Source organism: Bacillus sp. FSL M8-0350 (assembly GCF_038593345.1).
GTDB lineage: Bacteria > Bacillota > Bacilli > Bacillales > Bacillaceae > Bacillus > Bacillus safensis.
The window spans coordinates 2,606,634-2,622,991 of record NZ_CP151985.1 but is presented as its reverse complement, the minus strand read 5'-3'; the positions used below and the strand labels follow the sequence as shown (position 1 = coordinate 2,622,991).

Genomic DNA, 16,358 nt, shown 5'->3' with positions numbered 1-16,358 from the left:
GTCAGATTCCAACGGTTGAAAGACGATATGTATAATCAAGTCAAATGTTGTATACATAATGCAAGCTTCTTAGCGGAGTGCGTGGTTTTTGATTGGACGAAGTCTTTATGATGCTTTAGAATGGAGCAACGCACAATCTGAATAGATTTTTGGAGGGAAACACACATGTCAGTAAAATGGGAAAAACAAGAAGGTAACGAAGGCGTACTAACTGTAGAAGTTGACGCTGAAACATTTAACAAAGCACTTGATGATGCATTTAAGAAAGTGGTTAAGCAAGTATCGATCCCTGGATTCCGTAAAGGGAAAGTACCACGTGGTCTTTTCGAGCAGCGTTTTGGTGTAGAATCTCTTTATCAAGATGCATTAGATATTCTTCTTCCGGTTGAATATCCAAAAGCAATCGACGAAGCTGGTATCGAGCCAGTTGACCGCCCTGAAATCGATGTTGAGAAAATCGAAAAAGGCGAAAACTTAATCTTCACCGCAAAAGTAACAGTGAAGCCTGAAGTAAAACTTGGTGACTACAAAGGTCTTAACGTAGAAAAAGACGACACAGCTGTTACTGATGAAGATGTACAAGAAGAGCTTAAAGGCATGCAAAACCGTCAAGCTGAGCTTGTTGTCAAAGAAGAAGGCGCAATCGAAAACGGCGATACAGTTGTTCTTGATTTCGAAGGATTCGTTGATGGAGAAGCATTCGAAGGCGGAAAAGCTGAGAACTACTCTCTTGAAGTAGGTTCTGGTTCATTCATCCCTGGTTTCGAAGAGCAATTAGTTGGTCTTGAAGCTGGCGCTGAAAAAGACGTAGAAGTTACATTCCCAGAAGAATACCATGCTGAAGACCTTGCAGGTAAACCAGCTGTATTCAAAGTGAAAATTCATGAAATCAAAGCAAAAGAACTTCCAGCACTTGACGATGAGTTCGCTAAAGATGTTGATGAAGAAGTAGAAACGCTTGCTGAGTTAACTGAAAAAACGAAGAAACGTCTTGAAGAAGCAAAAGAAAACGAAGCAGAAGGAAAACTTCGTGAAGAGCTAGTTGCGAAAGCTTCTGAAAATGCGGAAGTTGACATCCCACAAGCGATGGTTGACACTGAGCTAGACCGCATGATGAAAGAATTCGAACAACGTCTTCAAATGCAAGGAATGAACCTTGAGCTTTACTTCCAATTCTCTGGACAAGATGAAGATGCGCTGAAAGAGCAAATGAAAGAAGATGCTGCTAAACGCGTAAAATCTAACCTAACACTTGAAGCAATTGCTGCTGCAGAAAACTTACAAGTGTCTGACGAAGAAGTGGAAGAAGAACTTTCAAAAATGGCTGAAGCATACAACATGCCAATTGAAAATATCAAACAAGCGATCGGATCTACTGAAGCAATGAAAGAAGATCTAAAAGTTCGTAAAGCAATTGATTTTCTTGTAGAAAACCGTTAATATGGTGCATAATAATAAAACAGGGCGCGAGTGACTCGTGCCTTGTTTTGTACAATTTTTGACTTATCATCGCTTCTTTTGGAAACGATAGTGTAAGTCGCATCTTTCTGTCATACATATCTCAATGTGCAGTGTTAGAAACACATCGTTACCGTCTTTTAGGAAAGTATGGTAAAATGCATACATACTGGACCCAGAAAGGTAGCTGACTGTTAGCTACAGGCAAGTGAAGAAGAATAAGGGGTGAAAGAATGTTTAAATTCAACGAGGAAAAAGGTCAATTAAAATGCTCGTTTTGCGGAAAAACGCAAGATCAAGTGCGTAAACTGGTCGCAGGACCTGGTGTATATATATGTGATGAATGTATCGAGCTTTGCACGGAAATAGTTGAAGAAGAGCTCGGCACAGAGGAAGAAGTTGAATTCAAGGATGTTCCGAAGCCTCATGAAATTCGGGAGATTCTTGATGAATATGTCATCGGACAAGACAATGCGAAAAAATCCTTAGCTGTAGCTGTGTATAACCACTACAAACGGATCAATTCCAACAGCAAGATTGATGATGTTGAGCTTTCGAAAAGTAATATTTCTATGATTGGACCAACAGGAAGCGGTAAAACATTACTTGCTCAAACACTTGCACGTATTTTAAATGTTCCATTTGCGATCGCAGATGCAACATCATTAACTGAAGCGGGTTATGTTGGTGAAGACGTAGAGAATATTTTACTAAAGCTGATCCAGGCAGCGGATTATGATGTAGAAAAAGCGGAAAAAGGCATTATCTACATCGATGAGATCGATAAAGTAGCAAGAAAATCAGAAAACCCTTCTATCACTCGCGATGTATCTGGGGAAGGCGTCCAGCAAGCCCTTTTGAAAATTCTTGAAGGAACAGTCGCTAGTGTACCGCCTCAAGGTGGACGTAAGCATCCGCATCAAGAATTCATTCAAATTGATACGACGAACATCCTCTTCATTTGTGGAGGAGCCTTTGACGGGATTGAGCAAATCATCAAACGCCGCTTAGGTCAAAAAGTAATTGGATTCGGTGCGGAAAATAAAGTCGAAGATCTTGAAAAAGAAGTCCTTCTATCAAAAGTACTGCCAGAAGACTTGCTTCGCTTCGGTTTAATTCCAGAATTCATCGGTCGTCTGCCGGTTATTGCAAGCCTAGAGCCGTTAGATGAAAAAGCACTTGTAGAAATCTTGACGAAGCCTAAAAATGCGCTTGTTAAGCAATATACAAAAATGCTTGAGCTTGACGATGTAGAGCTTGAATTTGAAGAAGATGCTCTTAGCGAAATTGCGAAAAAGGCAATTGAGCGTAAAACAGGAGCTCGTGGTCTTCGCTCGATCATTGAAGGCATCATGCTTGATGTCATGTTTGACCTTCCATCTCGTGATGATATTGAAAAATGTGTCATCACTGGTGCAACGGTTGCTGATGGTGAGCCGCCGCGTCTTGTGTTAAAGGATGGCACAGTCGTCAACAAAGATACTAAAACATCTGCATAAGAGAAGTCTCGCTCCTGAATCATTTTGATTCAGGAGTTTTTTATTTATCGTCGAAGACGTGTTTATTCCGTCCAGCTCTAGGAAATACTAGCAGACAGAAACCAATACATACGATAGATGAAGGAGGGAGCACCGATTGAGCTGGACAGGAATCGTATTATTTATACAGCTGTTCTTTGGTATCGTCATCGGGCTGTACTTTTGGAACTTACTGCGAAATCAGCGCACACAAAAGGTGACGATAGATAAAGAATCAAAAAAAGAAATGGAAGCACTCAGAAAGATGCGGTCAATCAAGCTGAGTGAGCCTTTATCAGAGAGAGTCCGGCCAAAGGGGTTTCAAGATATTGTAGGGCAGGAAGACGGCATTCGTGCTCTAAAAGCAGCGCTGTGCGGACCGAATCCTCAGCATGTCATTGTCTACGGACCCCCGGGGGTTGGGAAAACAGCTGCTGCCCGTCTTGTCATGGAAGAAGCGAAACGTCATGCTGATTCACCGTTTAAGAAAGATGCGGTATTTGTAGAGCTCGATGCCACAACCGCAAGGTTCGATGAACGGGGCATCGCAGACCCGCTCATTGGTTCCGTGCATGACCCGATTTACCAAGGGGCGGGAGCGATGGGACAGGCAGGCATTCCGCAGCCAAAACAAGGAGCCGTTACGCATGCGCATGGCGGGGTTCTGTTTATCGATGAAATTGGGGAACTGCATCCGATTCAAATGAACAAAATGCTGAAAGTCCTTGAAGATCGGAAAGTATTTTTAGACAGTGCCTACTACAGTGAGGAAAACACTCAAATTCCGAATCACATTCATGACATTTTTCAAAATGGACTTCCGGCTGATTTTCGATTGATAGGTGCCACGACAAGAACACCTGAAGAAATTCCACCAGCGATTCGATCGAGGTGTTTGGAAATTTTCTTTAAGGACCTTGACCAGCATGAACTGAAAATTGTCGCTGCTAAGGCTGTCCAGAAAATCCAAAAGGAATTATGTGATGAAGGGCTGAACCTGTTAACCTCTTATGTGAAAAATGGCCGTGAAGCAGTCAATATGGTGCAGATCGCCGCTGGAATGGCCGTCACAGAAAATCGAAAAGACATCACGATCGCCGATGTCGAGTGGGTCATTCACTCAAGCCAGCTGACACCAAGATATGAACAAAAAGTACCGGAAAAGCCAAAAGTCGGTGTAGTGAATGGTCTGGCAGTCTACGGACCAAACAGCGGTGCCTTGCTCGAGATTGAAGTGAATATATGTAAGGCACTCGAAAAAGGAAGTATCAACATTACAGGCATTGCAGAAGAAGAAAGCATTGGCAGTCAATCGAAATCCATTAGACGAAAAAGTATGGCTAAAGGATCAGTTGAAAATGTATTAACAGTGCTGAGAAACTTGGGCATACGGACAAATGAATATGACATCCATATTAATTTTCCAGGCGGTGCCCCTATTGATGGACCGTCTGCTGGGATTGCCATGGCGGCGGCGATTTTCTCTGCCATTCATCAAATCCCGATTGATCATCTGACAGCGATGACAGGTGAAATCGGATTGCAGGGTCAGGTGAAGCCGATCGGCGGTGTGATACCAAAGATTAAGGCGGCGAAGCAGGCCGGTGCCACAACCGTGATTATTCCTTATGACAACCAGCAGTCGATCTTAAAAGAGATTGAAGGGGTCACCATTGTGCCTGTGAAGCACTTCCAAGAGGTGCTGGATCAGTGTTTGGTCAACCCGCCAGACGAGAAGAAAGATGGACTAGAAGAGGAAATGAAAAGAAAATCTGTTTAATCCCCATCACATATGGGGATTTTTTAGTGAAATAGATCTTTTTTTCTTTTTCAAGATAAAAAGAAAGGGTATACTACGGTAAGATCATCATTTCTCAAGTCTTTTACATTGTACAAGACTGAAACAGGTATATTATAATGATTCATACTAGTGACGGAGGTGTCAATCAACATGGCAGATGAAATCAAAAAGAATGTTCCGCTCCTTCCATTGCGAGGCTTGCTTGTTTATCCAACAATGGTCTTGCATTTGGACGTTGGACGCGAGAAGTCTGTTCAAGCATTAGAACAGGCGATGATGAACGATCATATGATTTTTCTAGCAACACAGCGGGAAATTTCAATAGATGAACCAGGTGAAGAGGAAATTTTCAAAGTCGGCACCTACACAAAAATCAAACAAATGCTGAAGCTGCCGAATGGAACGATTCGTGTACTCGTTGAAGGCTTAAATCGAGCACAGATCGAATCATACGTGGAGCTTGAGGACTATACGTCCGTCGATATTAAAGAATTGGCAGAAAAAGAATTAAAGGACGCAGAAGCAGAAGCACTCATGCGCACTTTGTTAGATCACTTTGATCAGTACATAAAAATTTCAAAAAAAATATCAGCTGAAACATATGCAACGGTGACGGATATTGAAGAACCGGGGAGAATGGCAGATATCGTCGCTTCTCACCTGCCGCTCAAATTAAAGGACAAGCAAGAAGTACTGGAAACAGTGGATGTCAAAAAACGTCTGAATCGTGTCATCAGCTTAATCCACAATGAAAAAGAAGTGCTGGAAATTGAAAAGAAAATTGGCCAGCGCGTCAAACGTTCAATGGAACGAACGCAAAAAGAATATTATTTGCGTGAACAAATGAAAGCCATTCAAAAGGAGCTTGGAGACAAGGAAGGAAAAACAGGCGAAGTCAGTTCATTAATGTCTAAAATTGAAGAGTCCAGCATGCCGGATTCTGTTCGTGAAACGGCGTTAAAAGAATTGAACCGTTACGAAAAAATTCCTTCAAGCTCTGCGGAGAGCTCTGTCATTCGAAATTATATTGATTGGCTGATCAATCTCCCATGGGGCATCTATACAGAAGATCGTCTAGATTTAAAGCTTGCAAGTGAAATTTTAGATGATGAGCATCATGGGCTGGAGAAAGTCAAAGAACGTGTGCTTGAATACCTTGCTGTACAGAAGCTGACCAATTCATTAAAAGGACCGATTCTTTGCTTAGCAGGACCTCCTGGGGTAGGGAAAACGTCACTTGCCAAATCGATTGCTAAATCACTTGACCGAAAGTTTATCCGTATCTCTCTTGGCGGTGTGCGTGATGAATCTGAGATTCGTGGACATAGAAGAACATATGTAGGGGCGATGCCAGGCCGTATCATTCGCGGGATGAGTAAGGCAGGCACTATGAATCCAGTGTTTCTTTTAGATGAAATCGATAAGATGTCCTCTGATTTTAGAGGTGATCCGTCTTCTGCGATGCTTGAAGTGCTGGACCCTGAGCAAAATCACAACTTTAGCGATCACTATATTGAAGAGACATTTGATTTATCGCAGGTGTTATTTATTGCCACTGCCAACAATTTAGCAACCATTCCAGGTCCACTTCGTGATAGAATGGAGATTATCACGATTGCAGGGTATACAGAGGTTGAAAAAGCAGAGATTGTGAAAGACCATCTTCTGCCGAAGCAGCTAAAGGAGCACGGATTAAAGAAAGGGAACTTGCAGCTTCGTGAAGCCGCGATTTATGATACGATTCGCTATTACACAAGAGAAGCGGGTGTTCGTGGATTAGAGCGTCAGCTTGCGGCCATTTGCCGGAAAGCGGCAAAAGCGATTGTGGCTGAAGACCGCAAACGCATCACAGTGACGGAAAAGAACTTATCTGAATTTCTCGGAAAAAGACTTTACCGTTATGGTCAGGCTGAAACGACAGACCAAGTGGGGGTTGTCACAGGACTTGCGTATACGACTGTTGGCGGAGACACTTTATCAATTGAGGTATCACTCTCGCCTGGTAAAGGCAAGCTCTTGTTAACAGGTAAGCTAGGTGATGTCATGAGAGAATCTGCACAGGCAGCATTCAGTTATATTCGATCCAAAGCAGATGAACTGAACATTGATCCTAATTTTAATGAAAAGCACGATATTCATATCCATGTTCCAGAGGGTGCGGTTCCAAAGGACGGGCCATCAGCTGGTATCACCATTGCGACGGCTCTTGTATCAGCACTCACAGGACGTCCTGTGTCAAAAGAGGTTGGTATGACAGGAGAGATAACGTTAAGAGGAAGAGTGCTTCCGATTGGCGGACTAAAAGAAAAAGCATTAGGCGCACATCGTGCAGGATTGAAAACCATTATTCTTCCAAAGGACAATGAGAAGGATATTGATGATATTCCTGAAAGTGTGAGAGAAGGACTAACCTTTATTCCGGTCTCACATTTAGATGAGGTGCTTGAGAAAGCGTTGGTAGGAGAGGGAAGATGAAAGTAACAAAATCAGATATCGTCATTAGTGCGGTGAAACCAGGGCAGTACCCGAGCGGCGGGCTGCCTGAAATCGCGCTTGCTGGACGATCAAATGTTGGAAAGTCCTCGTTCATCAACTCATTGATTAATCGTAAAAATTTAGCGCGTACGTCTTCTAAACCAGGTAAGACCCAGACGCTTAATTTCTACATTATTAATGATATGCTCCATTTTGTGGACGTTCCGGGCTACGGCTTTGCCAAAGTATCAAAAACAGAGCGCGAAGCCTGGGGTAGAATGATCGAAACGTATATTACAATGCGTGAAGAATTAAAAGCAGTTGTCCAAATTGTGGATCTGCGCCATAAGCCATCAGTAGACGATGTGAACATGTATGAATTCCTTAAATATTACGGAGTTCCCGTGATCGTCATCGCAACAAAAGCGGATAAAATTCCAAAAGGCAAATGGGAAAAACATGCGAAAGTCGTCAAACAGACGCTCGACATTGACCCATCAGATGAACTCATCTTATTCTCTTCTGAAACAAAAAAGGGAAAAGACGAAGCCTGGAATGCGATCCTTGCGAAAGTAAACGGCTAAAAAAAGCATCTGCCATGAGCAGATGCTTTTTTATTGTATAAGTTATTTCCTTTTTAAAAATAATAAGAGGAGACTGACAGCAATCAGTACATAAGGCCAGTACAATTCAAAGCCAGAAGTAGGAATCGAAAGGGAACTTAGCTGTTTTGTAATTTGCTGAAAGAAATAAAGGAACAGACCGAGTGCGATCAGCACAACACTTTCAATACGATATTCTTTTTTCTGAGATGATTTCACAAAGAGTGCAAGTCCTACGATGAATACAATCATTGTAAATGTGTCTGGCCAGTGGTCCAATTTAGGCTGTAGAATAAAGTGTAGCGAAAGGCCTGTCATAAGCATACCGATAAACACATGAGCGCTTTCTTGCTCCTTCTTTCCTTGATATAAAAAAGCGAGACCAAAAAGCAGTACAAGTGTATACCATTTCTCTTGATCCTTCCAAATGTCAAATTGACCTCCTGAGAGAATGGCATATAGCGCTACAGCCAGTAAAGTAAGCGGCAGCAAAATGGATTTCTTCTTCAAAGATGTCACCTTCTTTTAAGCAGATCATTTGTCCGCACGCGCCAAATCTGGTAAATTGCTTGAAGTGATGATATGGCATAAACAGTGTCGAACATTTTTCTACTATATCACAACATTTTTGAAATCTGTTCACAATTTTTATCCAGTTAAAAATGAATATATGTTATAATCATTATAAATAATAAATTCTATATTGTAATTATTATAAATTAGACAGGGCGTTGGGGGTGCAAGCTGAAGTTATGCATATTCTTGTTGTGGGTTTAGATTATAAAACAGCCCCTGTTGAGATACGGGAACAGCTGAGCTTTGAACCGAGTGAGCTCGGAACAGCGATGTCCAAGCTTAAAGAAGAAAAAAGCATTCTAGAGAATATCGTCATCTCAACATGTAATCGAACAGAGATCTACGCAGTAGTAGATCAGCTTCATACTGGACGGTTTTATATAAAAAGATTTTTAGCCGATTGGTTCGGTTTAGAAAAGGAAGATGTCTCTCCATATTTGAAGTTCTATGAAAACGATGGAGCGGTTGAGCATTTATTCCGTGTGGCCTGTGGACTTGATTCCATGGTCATTGGTGAAACGCAAATACTCGGTCAAGTACGCTCCAGCTTTAAAGTAGCTCAAGAGGAGAAGACCATTGGTACCGTTTTCAATTATTTATTTAAACAGGCGGTAACCGTTGCAAAACGCTCTCATGCGGAAACAGATATTGCGTCTAACGCCGTATCTGTCAGCTATGCAGCTGTTGAGCTTGCCAAAAAAATCTTTGGACGTCTTTCTGATAAGCATGTCCTGATTCTTGGTGCGGGCAAAATGGGCGAACTGGCGGCTCAAAACCTTCAAGGTCAAGGAATCGGCCAAGTAACGGTCATCAACCGAACGTTTGAGAAGGCAAAGGAATTGGCGGGTCGTTTTTCAGGAGAGCCTAAGAGCTTAAACCAATTAGAAAAAACATTATCCGAAGCAGACATTTTAATCAGCTCAACGGGAGCGAAACAATTTGTCATTACAAAAGAAATGGTCGAAAGTGCGAATAAAAAACGGAAGGGCAGACCTCTATTTATGGTGGATATTGCTGTACCCCGTGATTTAGATCCAGCTATTTCTGAAGTAGAAGGTGCTTTTTTGTATGACATTGATGACCTTGAAGGCATCGTGGCTGCCAACTTAAAAGAGCGCCGTGCAGTGGCTGAGCAGGTCGAGCTCCTGATTGAAGCAGAAATTGTGGAATTTAAGCAATGGCTGAATACGTTAGGTGTTGTTCCGGTCATTTCTGCACTTAGAGAAAAGGCACTCACAATTCAAGCCGATACGATGCAGAGTATTGAGCGGAAGCTTCCAAACCTCACAAACCGTGAAATGAAGCTGTTAAATAAACATACGAAAAGCATCATCAACCAAATGTTGAAAGATCCTATCTTAAAGGCAAAAGAAATTGCCGCGGAGCCGAATGCAGAGGAAAAGCTTTTACTCTTTAAAGAAATCTTTGATTTACAGGTTGAAGATGAAGAGCAAAAGGTCGAGCCAATGCAGGTGGAGCAAGGATCATTTCAGCTGTTCAAACCAAATATGGCACAAGGCTTTGCTACAGTTGCCAGTGAGTGATTAAGCGATGATGGAATCCATTGTAGCGAGACTCAATGAAGCGACGATCTTAATCTATGCACTAAGTGTCTTGTTCTATTTCATAGATTTTCTTCAACACAACCGGAAGGCTGGAAAAATGGCTTTCTGGTTGCTTTCTATTGTCTGGCTGCTGCAAACAGTCTACATGTTCTATATTATGATGGAAACAGACCGATTCCCTGTGTTGAATGTAGCAGAGGGGTTATATTTTTATACGTGGGTGCTTGTGACACTTTCTCTTGTCCTCACAAAGGTATTGCGCGTTGAATTTATTGTCTTTTTTACAAATGTGATCGGTTTTTCCATGATGGCGATTCACACCTTTACACCATCTGACCTCCATTCAGCAGAACTAACGGGGAAGCTCACGAGTGAACTGCTCGTGATTCATATTACGATGGCGATTTTATCCTACGGTGCCTTTTCACTTTCATTTGCGTTTTCACTGCTTTATCTCTTTCAATATCGTTTACTGAAAAAGAAAAAATGGGGAAAATGGCTTCTGAGAATTGAAGACTTATCAAAGCTCGATCATATGGCGTACGTATTAAACATTATTGGTGTGCCAATGCTCTTGCTTAGTTTAATTCTTGGCATCATTTGGGCATATATTTCGTATGATACGTTGTACTGGACAGATGCAAAGGTGCTTGGTTCGTTTATTATGCTGTTTTTATACGGCTTTTACTTATATATCAGATTGGTGAGAAATATGCAGGGCAAAATCGTGGCACTATGGAATGTCGCTTCATTTCTTGTGCTGATGATCAATTATTTTCTGCTTGGTAGCTTATCAACCTTTCATTGGTTTCAATAATGATGAGTCTTAAAGGCATTGTCGGGAGGAAGACGTATTGCGTACAATTAAAGTAGGTTCTAGACGAAGTAAGCTGGCAATTACACAAACAAAATGGGTCATTCAAAAGCTGTCTGAACTAAACCCTTCTTATTCTTTTGAAATAAAAGAAATTGTGACAAAGGGTGATCAAATTTTAGATGTGACCTTATCTAAGGTTGGCGGAAAAGGACTGTTTGTTAAAGAGATCGAGCAGGCGATGCTGAATCATGACATCGATATGGCGGTGCACAGCATGAAGGATATGCCGGCTGCTCTTCCGGAAGGTTTAGTGATTGGCTGTATTCCTGAGCGTGAAGATGTGCGGGATGCACTTATTTCAAAGGATCATCTGAGTCTCAGCGAACTGCCTAAGGGCGCAATTGTGGGAACGAGCAGCTTACGGCGCAGCGCCCAGCTTCTTCAGGAGAGACCAGATCTTGAGATTAAATGGATTCGAGGAAACATTGATACAAGATTGGAAAAGCTGAAAAATGAAGAGTATGATGCCATTATTCTAGCGGCCGCCGGTCTGTCTAGAATGGGATGGAGCAAAGAGGTCGTGTCGGAATTCTTATCTCCTGAGACGTGCCTTCCTGCCGTTGGACAAGGCGCGCTGTCGATTGAGTGCCGCGGGGATGATGAAGAGCTGCTTAAGCTTCTCGCCCAATTTACGAATGAATATACGAAGAAAACGGTCCTCGCAGAAAGAGCCTTCCTCAAACAAATGGATGGAAGCTGTCAGGTGCCGATCGCCGGCTATGCAACGATGAATGAGCATAATGAAATTGAACTAACAGGTCTTGTTGCATCTGCTGATGGGCACACGATTATTCGAGAAACCGTCACAGGCACTGACCCTGAAGCCATAGGAACAGCGTGTGCGAAGCAGATGGCCGATAAGGGAGCAAAGGATTTGATCGACAAGGTGAAAAAGGATCTGTCTCAATGAGCATAGGCAAATCGCTTCACGGACAGACGGTGCTTGTCACTCGAAATGAACGTCAAGCGGGCGTGTTTCAGCAAAAGATCGAAGCGCTGAACGGCCATGCGGTTTTAACCTCTCTTATTCGGTTTGAGCCTACGCTCACAAAAGAAAAAGCGCAGGCCTTTTTAAAGGACTTACAAAATAGCCACTGGCTTGTTTTCACGAGTGTGAATGGTGCGTCTTTTTTTCTGAATTACATAAAAGACCATCATTTACATAAGAGCTTAACCCATTTGAAAGTCGCTGCTGTAGGAGAGAAAACCTCTGCCTATCTTGAGCAGCACGGCTTGAAGGTGGATGTGGTGCCAGAACGATTTATAGCGGAAGAGCTGGCAGATGCATTACTTGATCATGTACGCCCAGGAGAGCGTGTGTTTGTAGCAAAAGGGCATCTGTCACGAGATGTGGTGAAAGAGACCCTCGTTCCGCTCGGCATAGAAGTAAAAGAATGGATTTTATATGAAACAGTCAAGGATGAGGAAGGAATTGCTGCACTTAAATCGGCAATGACAAAGCAATCATTTGATTTTATTACATTTACGAGCTCATCCACTGTTCATTCTTTTATGCATGTGATGGAACCAGACGCAGCGATGCTGGCTGCATCTGACACCTGTTTTGTGACGATCGGTCCTCTGACAAAAGAGGCACTGCTTCAATACGGGATTTCTTCTGAAACCCCAGATACTTATACGATAGACGGAATGCTAGATTTAATGTGCCGTTTATCTGAAAGGAAGTTGAACCATTGATGAAATTTAACAGACACCGCAGATTGCGGACAAGCGCAGGAATGAGAGAATTAGTCAGAGAAACCTTTTTAAGACCATCTGATTTCATTTACCCGATCTTTTTTGTAGAGGGAGAAAATGTACGAAAAGAAGTCTCTTCAATGCCGGGTGTATATCACATTTCTGTAGACCTTGTGAAAGAAGAAGTTCAAGAGCTTGTTGATCTTGGCATCAAATCGATCATTGTATTTGGTGTGCCGGATCATAAAGATCATGTAGGCAGTGAGGCGTATCACGACCATGGCATTGTTCAAAGGGCAACGCTTGAGATCAAAAAACATTTCCCAGAGCTCGTGGTCATTGCAGACACTTGCTTATGCCAATATACAGATCACGGGCATTGCGGAATCGTTGAAGATGGAGAAATTTTAAATGATGAATCTCTTCAGCTATTAGCGAAAACTGCTGTCAGCCAAGCGCGTGCAGGTGCAGATATCATCGCGCCTTCAAATATGATGGACGGATTTGTTGTTGCCATTCGTGAGGCACTTGATGAAGCAGGCTTTATTCATGTACCTGTCATGTCATATGCGGTGAAATATGCAAGTGCTTTTTACGGTCCGTTCCGTGATGCAGCACATAGTACACCGCAGTTTGGAGATCGTAAAACATATCAAATGGACCCTGCAAACCGTTTAGAGGCTCTAAGAGAAGCGCAATCTGATGTAGAAGAGGGAGCTGACTTCTTGATTGTTAAACCATCTCTTTCTTACTTAGACATTATGCGTGATGTGAAAAATGAATTTACACTCCCTGTTGTTGCTTATAATGTGAGCGGAGAGTATGCGATGGTGAAAGCCGCTGCTCAAAATGGCTGGATTTCTGAAAAAGAGCTTGTTCTTGAAATGCTGACAAGCATGAAACGTGCAGGAGCAGAACTCATCATTACGTATCATGCAAAAGATGCAGCAAAATGGCTCTCAGAATAAAGAACGGATAGACAGGAGGACGTTGAAATGGGACGTAGCTATGAAAAATCAAAGCAAGCATTTGAAGAAGCACAGCATTTAATGCCTGGTGGTGTCAACAGCCCTGTACGTGCATTTAAATCAGTCAACACAGACCCGATTTTTATGGAACGAGGCAAAGGTGCCAAGATCTATGATATTGATGGGAATGAATACATCGATTATGTCTTATCATGGGGACCGCTTATTTTAGGACATACAAATGACCGTGTCGTTAAAAGCATTCAGCGAGTAGCGGAAAATGGGACAAGCTTCGGTGCTTCTACGTTAGTTGAAAATGAATTAGCTAAGCTTGTATCAGAACGGGTTCCTTCCATCGAAGTTATTCGTATGGTCAGCTCTGGTACAGAGGCGACGATGAGTGCACTTCGTCTAGCTCGCGGTTTTACAGGCAGAAATAAAATTGTGAAATTTGAAGGCTGCTATCATGGCCACGGTGATTCTTTGCTCATCAAAGCGGGTTCTGGAGTGGCGACGCTTGGACTGCCGGATAGTCCTGGTGTTCCTGAAGGGACTGCAAGCAACACAATCACAGTACCGTACAATGATTTAGAAAGCATTCAAGTTGCTTTTCAAGAATTTGGAGACGATATCGCGGGTGTCATTGTAGAACCGGTTGCAGGAAATATGGGGGTTGTCCCTCCGCAAGAAGGTTTCTTGCAAGGGCTGAGAGACATCACGGAGCAATATGGATCATTACTTATTTTTGATGAGGTCATGACAGGCTTCCGTGTGGATTATCACTGCGCGCAAGGCTATTTTGGCATCACACCTGATCTGACGTGCCTTGGTAAAGTGATTGGAGGCGGTCTTCCGGTCGGTGCTTATGGCGGAAGAGCGGATATTATGAGACAAATTGCGCCAAGTGGTCCAATTTATCAAGCAGGAACGTTATCTGGTAACCCTCTTGCGATGACAGCAGGCTTAGAAACTCTAAAACAGTTGACACCTGAGTCTTATGAAGAATTTAAACGAAAAGGTGACCGTTTAGAAGAAGGCATTTCGAAAGCGGCAAAAGCATACGGAATTCCATTAACGTTTAACCGTGCGGGTTCCATGATCGGATTCTTCTTTACAAATGAAGAAGTGATCAATTATGACAAAGCGAAAACAGCTGATCTTGCTTTATTCGCTGAATTTTACAAGGAAATGGCCGATCACGGCATTTTCCTCCCGCCTTCTCAATTTGAAGGACTATTCCTGTCAACAGCTCATACAGATGAAGACATCGAATATACAATTGAGACAGTGGAAAAGGTTTTTCAAAAACTACGTCGATAAAACAAAAGGCCGATATGGAGACATATCGGCTTTTTTGCATTGGAGAAAACCAATCATATTTTCACTCCCTCCCTCATACAACTGTATTGACATCTAATTTTATTTTTTAAGGATTAGATGAAAGGAGGACACCGACTTGTCTCAAAACAATCGATTACAGTTTTCGGTAGAAGAATCCATTTATTTCAAAAGCGGACAGGAAGTCAGTGAGCTGCTGTCAATTTCTCTCGACCCTGACATTCTCGTTCAAGAAGTGAATGATTATGTTTCCATTAGAGGTTCACTCGAGCTAACAGGAGAATACAACATAAATCAAGAGGAGCTATTGGGTGAATTGAGTTCCTTTCCAACATACAGGGAAGCAGATGAGGTAAAGGTCAGAGAAGACGGAACGGCGGAGCTTCTGCATCAATTTCCAGTCGATATCACCATTCCGAAGAACAAAATTAGTCATTTAAATGATGTGTTTGTGTTTATTGATGCGTTTGATTACCAGCTGACAGAGAATCGTTTGCTCACCATTCAGGCTGATTTAGCCATTGAGGGCTTGTTAGACGAGGAAACGCCTGAAGCGCCTGTAGAGGAGCCATATGAATTTGTCCATCGTCCTGAAGAGGATTATGGCGATATGGTCTACGATTATCAGTTGCAGCCGGAACAAGAAGAACAAGAAGAGCTGCAAAGCGAAGAACGTGAGCATGATGAGATTCAGCCTGTATTCCAACATGACACGCGCGCGGAGCAAGAGGAACAGGAAGTACAGGAAGAACAAGAAGAACAAGAAGAACAAGAAGAGGAAGAAGAAATTAAGATAGAGCTGGTGAGGGAGGTAGCGGAAACGCCCGAAGAAACGCCCGAAGAAACGGAAGAATTAGAAGAACAAGAAGAGCTGGAACAGCCTAATAACCAAGAAGAAGCGGTGGCGTCTGGCTATCGATCTATTCCTGAAGCTCAGGTGCAGGAACCGCCATTTTTTGAACCGCCAAAGCTTTTAGAAGAAGAGGACCGAGAAGATCCGTTCTTTGAAGTGGAAGTGAGAAAGGATCCGGAAGCTGCTGAAGAGCAGGAAGAAACGGTACAGTCGTATCCGGCTTTTGAAACACCTGCTGATCAAGTGGAACCTGAGCATGAGGCGCACGATGATGAATATCAGCTCGGGCGCTTATATGAACGGGAAGCACCTAAAATATATGAGTCAGCTCAAGAAGAAGAGGAGCTTGAAGAAGACGTGAGAGAAACGTCTGGCAGTGAGAACTCTCTTTATTTAACAAAGCTGTTCGCTAAGCAGGAGGAGGAAGATTTTTCCCGCATGAAAATATGTATAGTGCAGCAAGAAGATACGGTCGATCGTATTTGTGAGAGATATCAGTTGAATGTGCAGCAGCTTCTTCGCACAAACTCATTATCGATGGATGCGGAGCTTGAGGAAGGGCAGATTCTTTATATTCCTGAATATCAAAAAAGCAATGCATAGCAAGCGATGACTGACCGAGAAAATGTG

At 42.6% G+C, this 16,358-nt stretch carries 13 protein-coding genes; 12 read left to right on the top strand and 1 reads right to left on the bottom strand.

What is annotated here, in order from left to right; translation table 11 throughout:
- Positions 1-165: 165 nt before the first annotated feature.
- The 5 genes from tig to yihA all read left to right on the top strand — a co-directional run bounded on the left by tig (position 166) and on the right by yihA (position 7,835).
- Entirely contained in the window at positions 166-1,440 is a 1,275-nt protein-coding gene (gene tig / locus NSS80_RS13760) for a trigger factor (RefSeq protein ID WP_024423181.1), read from the top strand.
- A gap of 251 nt (positions 1,441-1,691) precedes the next feature.
- On the top strand, positions 1,692-2,957 hold the full coding sequence (clpX, locus tag NSS80_RS13755; RefSeq protein WP_024423180.1) for an ATP-dependent protease ATP-binding subunit ClpX: 1,266 nt from the start codon (positions 1,692-1,694) through the stop codon (positions 2,955-2,957).
- A 136-nt stretch (positions 2,958-3,093) separates the two neighbouring features.
- Positions 3,094-4,755 carry an ATP-dependent protease LonB gene (lonB, locus tag NSS80_RS13750; protein ID WP_024423179.1) on the top strand — a complete coding sequence of 554 codons (1,662 nt, stop codon included), beginning with the start codon at positions 3,094-3,096 and terminating at the stop codon, positions 4,753-4,755.
- A gap of 171 nt (positions 4,756-4,926) precedes the next feature.
- Entirely contained in the window at positions 4,927-7,251 is a 2,325-nt protein-coding gene (gene lon, locus NSS80_RS13745) for an endopeptidase La (protein ID WP_317221900.1), read from the top strand.
- Complete coding sequence (gene yihA, locus NSS80_RS13740; protein ID WP_317221901.1) at positions 7,248-7,835, top strand: ribosome biogenesis GTP-binding protein YihA/YsxC; 588 nt, start codon at positions 7,248-7,250, stop codon at positions 7,833-7,835. Before lon ends, yihA begins: the two co-directional genes overlap by 4 nt.
- 42 nt (positions 7,836-7,877) lie before the next feature.
- Here the strand turns inward: yihA and NSS80_RS13735 are convergent, their stop codons facing one another.
- On the bottom strand, positions 7,878-8,363 hold the full coding sequence (locus NSS80_RS13735; RefSeq protein ID WP_034279808.1) for a hypothetical protein: 486 nt from the start codon (positions 8,361-8,363) through the stop codon (positions 7,878-7,880).
- A gap of 242 nt (positions 8,364-8,605) precedes the next feature.
- Between NSS80_RS13735 and hemA the strand changes: the two genes are divergently transcribed.
- The 7 genes from hemA to NSS80_RS13700 all read left to right on the top strand — a co-directional run bounded on the left by hemA (position 8,606) and on the right by NSS80_RS13700 (position 16,331).
- Positions 8,606-9,973, top strand: coding sequence for a glutamyl-tRNA reductase (gene hemA, locus NSS80_RS13730; RefSeq protein WP_024427831.1), 1,368 nt, complete (start codon positions 8,606-8,608; stop codon positions 9,971-9,973).
- A gap of 7 nt (positions 9,974-9,980) precedes the next feature.
- On the top strand, positions 9,981-10,811 hold the full coding sequence (locus NSS80_RS13725; RefSeq protein WP_024423174.1) for a cytochrome c biogenesis protein: 831 nt from the start codon (positions 9,981-9,983) through the stop codon (positions 10,809-10,811).
- Between the two features lie 37 nt (positions 10,812-10,848).
- Complete coding sequence (hemC, locus tag NSS80_RS13720; RefSeq protein ID WP_024423173.1) at positions 10,849-11,781, top strand: hydroxymethylbilane synthase; 933 nt, start codon at positions 10,849-10,851, stop codon at positions 11,779-11,781.
- Positions 11,778-12,569, top strand: coding sequence for a uroporphyrinogen-III synthase (locus NSS80_RS13715; protein WP_120208317.1), 792 nt, complete (start codon positions 11,778-11,780; stop codon positions 12,567-12,569). The genes hemC and NSS80_RS13715 overlap by 4 nt, the downstream gene beginning before the upstream one ends.
- Positions 12,569-13,537, top strand: coding sequence for a porphobilinogen synthase (gene hemB, locus NSS80_RS13710; RefSeq protein ID WP_029706177.1), 969 nt, complete (start codon positions 12,569-12,571; stop codon positions 13,535-13,537). Before NSS80_RS13715 ends, hemB begins: the two co-directional genes overlap by 1 nt.
- Positions 13,538-13,564: 27 nt before the next feature.
- Positions 13,565-14,857: a glutamate-1-semialdehyde 2,1-aminomutase gene (gene hemL, locus NSS80_RS13705; protein WP_034279816.1), complete on the top strand. Its 1,293-nt coding sequence runs from the start codon at positions 13,565-13,567 to the stop codon at positions 14,855-14,857.
- 136 nt (positions 14,858-14,993) lie between these two features.
- Positions 14,994-16,331, top strand: a complete 1,338-nt coding sequence (locus tag NSS80_RS13700) for a LysM peptidoglycan-binding domain-containing protein (RefSeq protein ID WP_317221902.1) — start codon at positions 14,994-14,996, stop codon at positions 16,329-16,331.
- The last annotated feature ends 27 nt before the right edge of the window (positions 16,332-16,358 follow it).

What these genes read in the sequence shown, in the direction of transcription:
- tig (WP_024423181.1), top strand. Translation starts at nt 166, where the DNA reads ATGTCAGTAAAATGGGAAAAACAAGAAGGTAACGAAGGCGTACTAACT.
- clpX (WP_024423180.1), top strand. Translation starts at nt 1,692, where the DNA reads ATGTTTAAATTCAACGAGGAAAAAGGTCAATTAAAATGCTCGTTTTGC.
- lon (WP_317221900.1), top strand. Translation starts at nt 4,927, where the DNA reads ATGGCAGATGAAATCAAAAAGAATGTTCCGCTCCTTCCATTGCGAGGC.
- yihA (WP_317221901.1), top strand. Translation starts at nt 7,248, where the DNA reads ATGAAAGTAACAAAATCAGATATCGTCATTAGTGCGGTGAAACCAGGG.
- hemA (WP_024427831.1), top strand. Translation starts at nt 8,606, where the DNA reads ATGCATATTCTTGTTGTGGGTTTAGATTATAAAACAGCCCCTGTTGAG.
- NSS80_RS13725 (WP_024423174.1), top strand. Translation starts at nt 9,981, where the DNA reads ATGATGGAATCCATTGTAGCGAGACTCAATGAAGCGACGATCTTAATC.
- NSS80_RS13715 (WP_120208317.1), top strand. Translation starts at nt 11,778, where the DNA reads ATGAGCATAGGCAAATCGCTTCACGGACAGACGGTGCTTGTCACTCGA.
- hemB (WP_029706177.1), top strand. Translation starts at nt 12,569, where the DNA reads ATGAAATTTAACAGACACCGCAGATTGCGGACAAGCGCAGGAATGAGA.
- hemL (WP_034279816.1), top strand. Translation starts at nt 13,565, where the DNA reads ATGGGACGTAGCTATGAAAAATCAAAGCAAGCATTTGAAGAAGCACAG.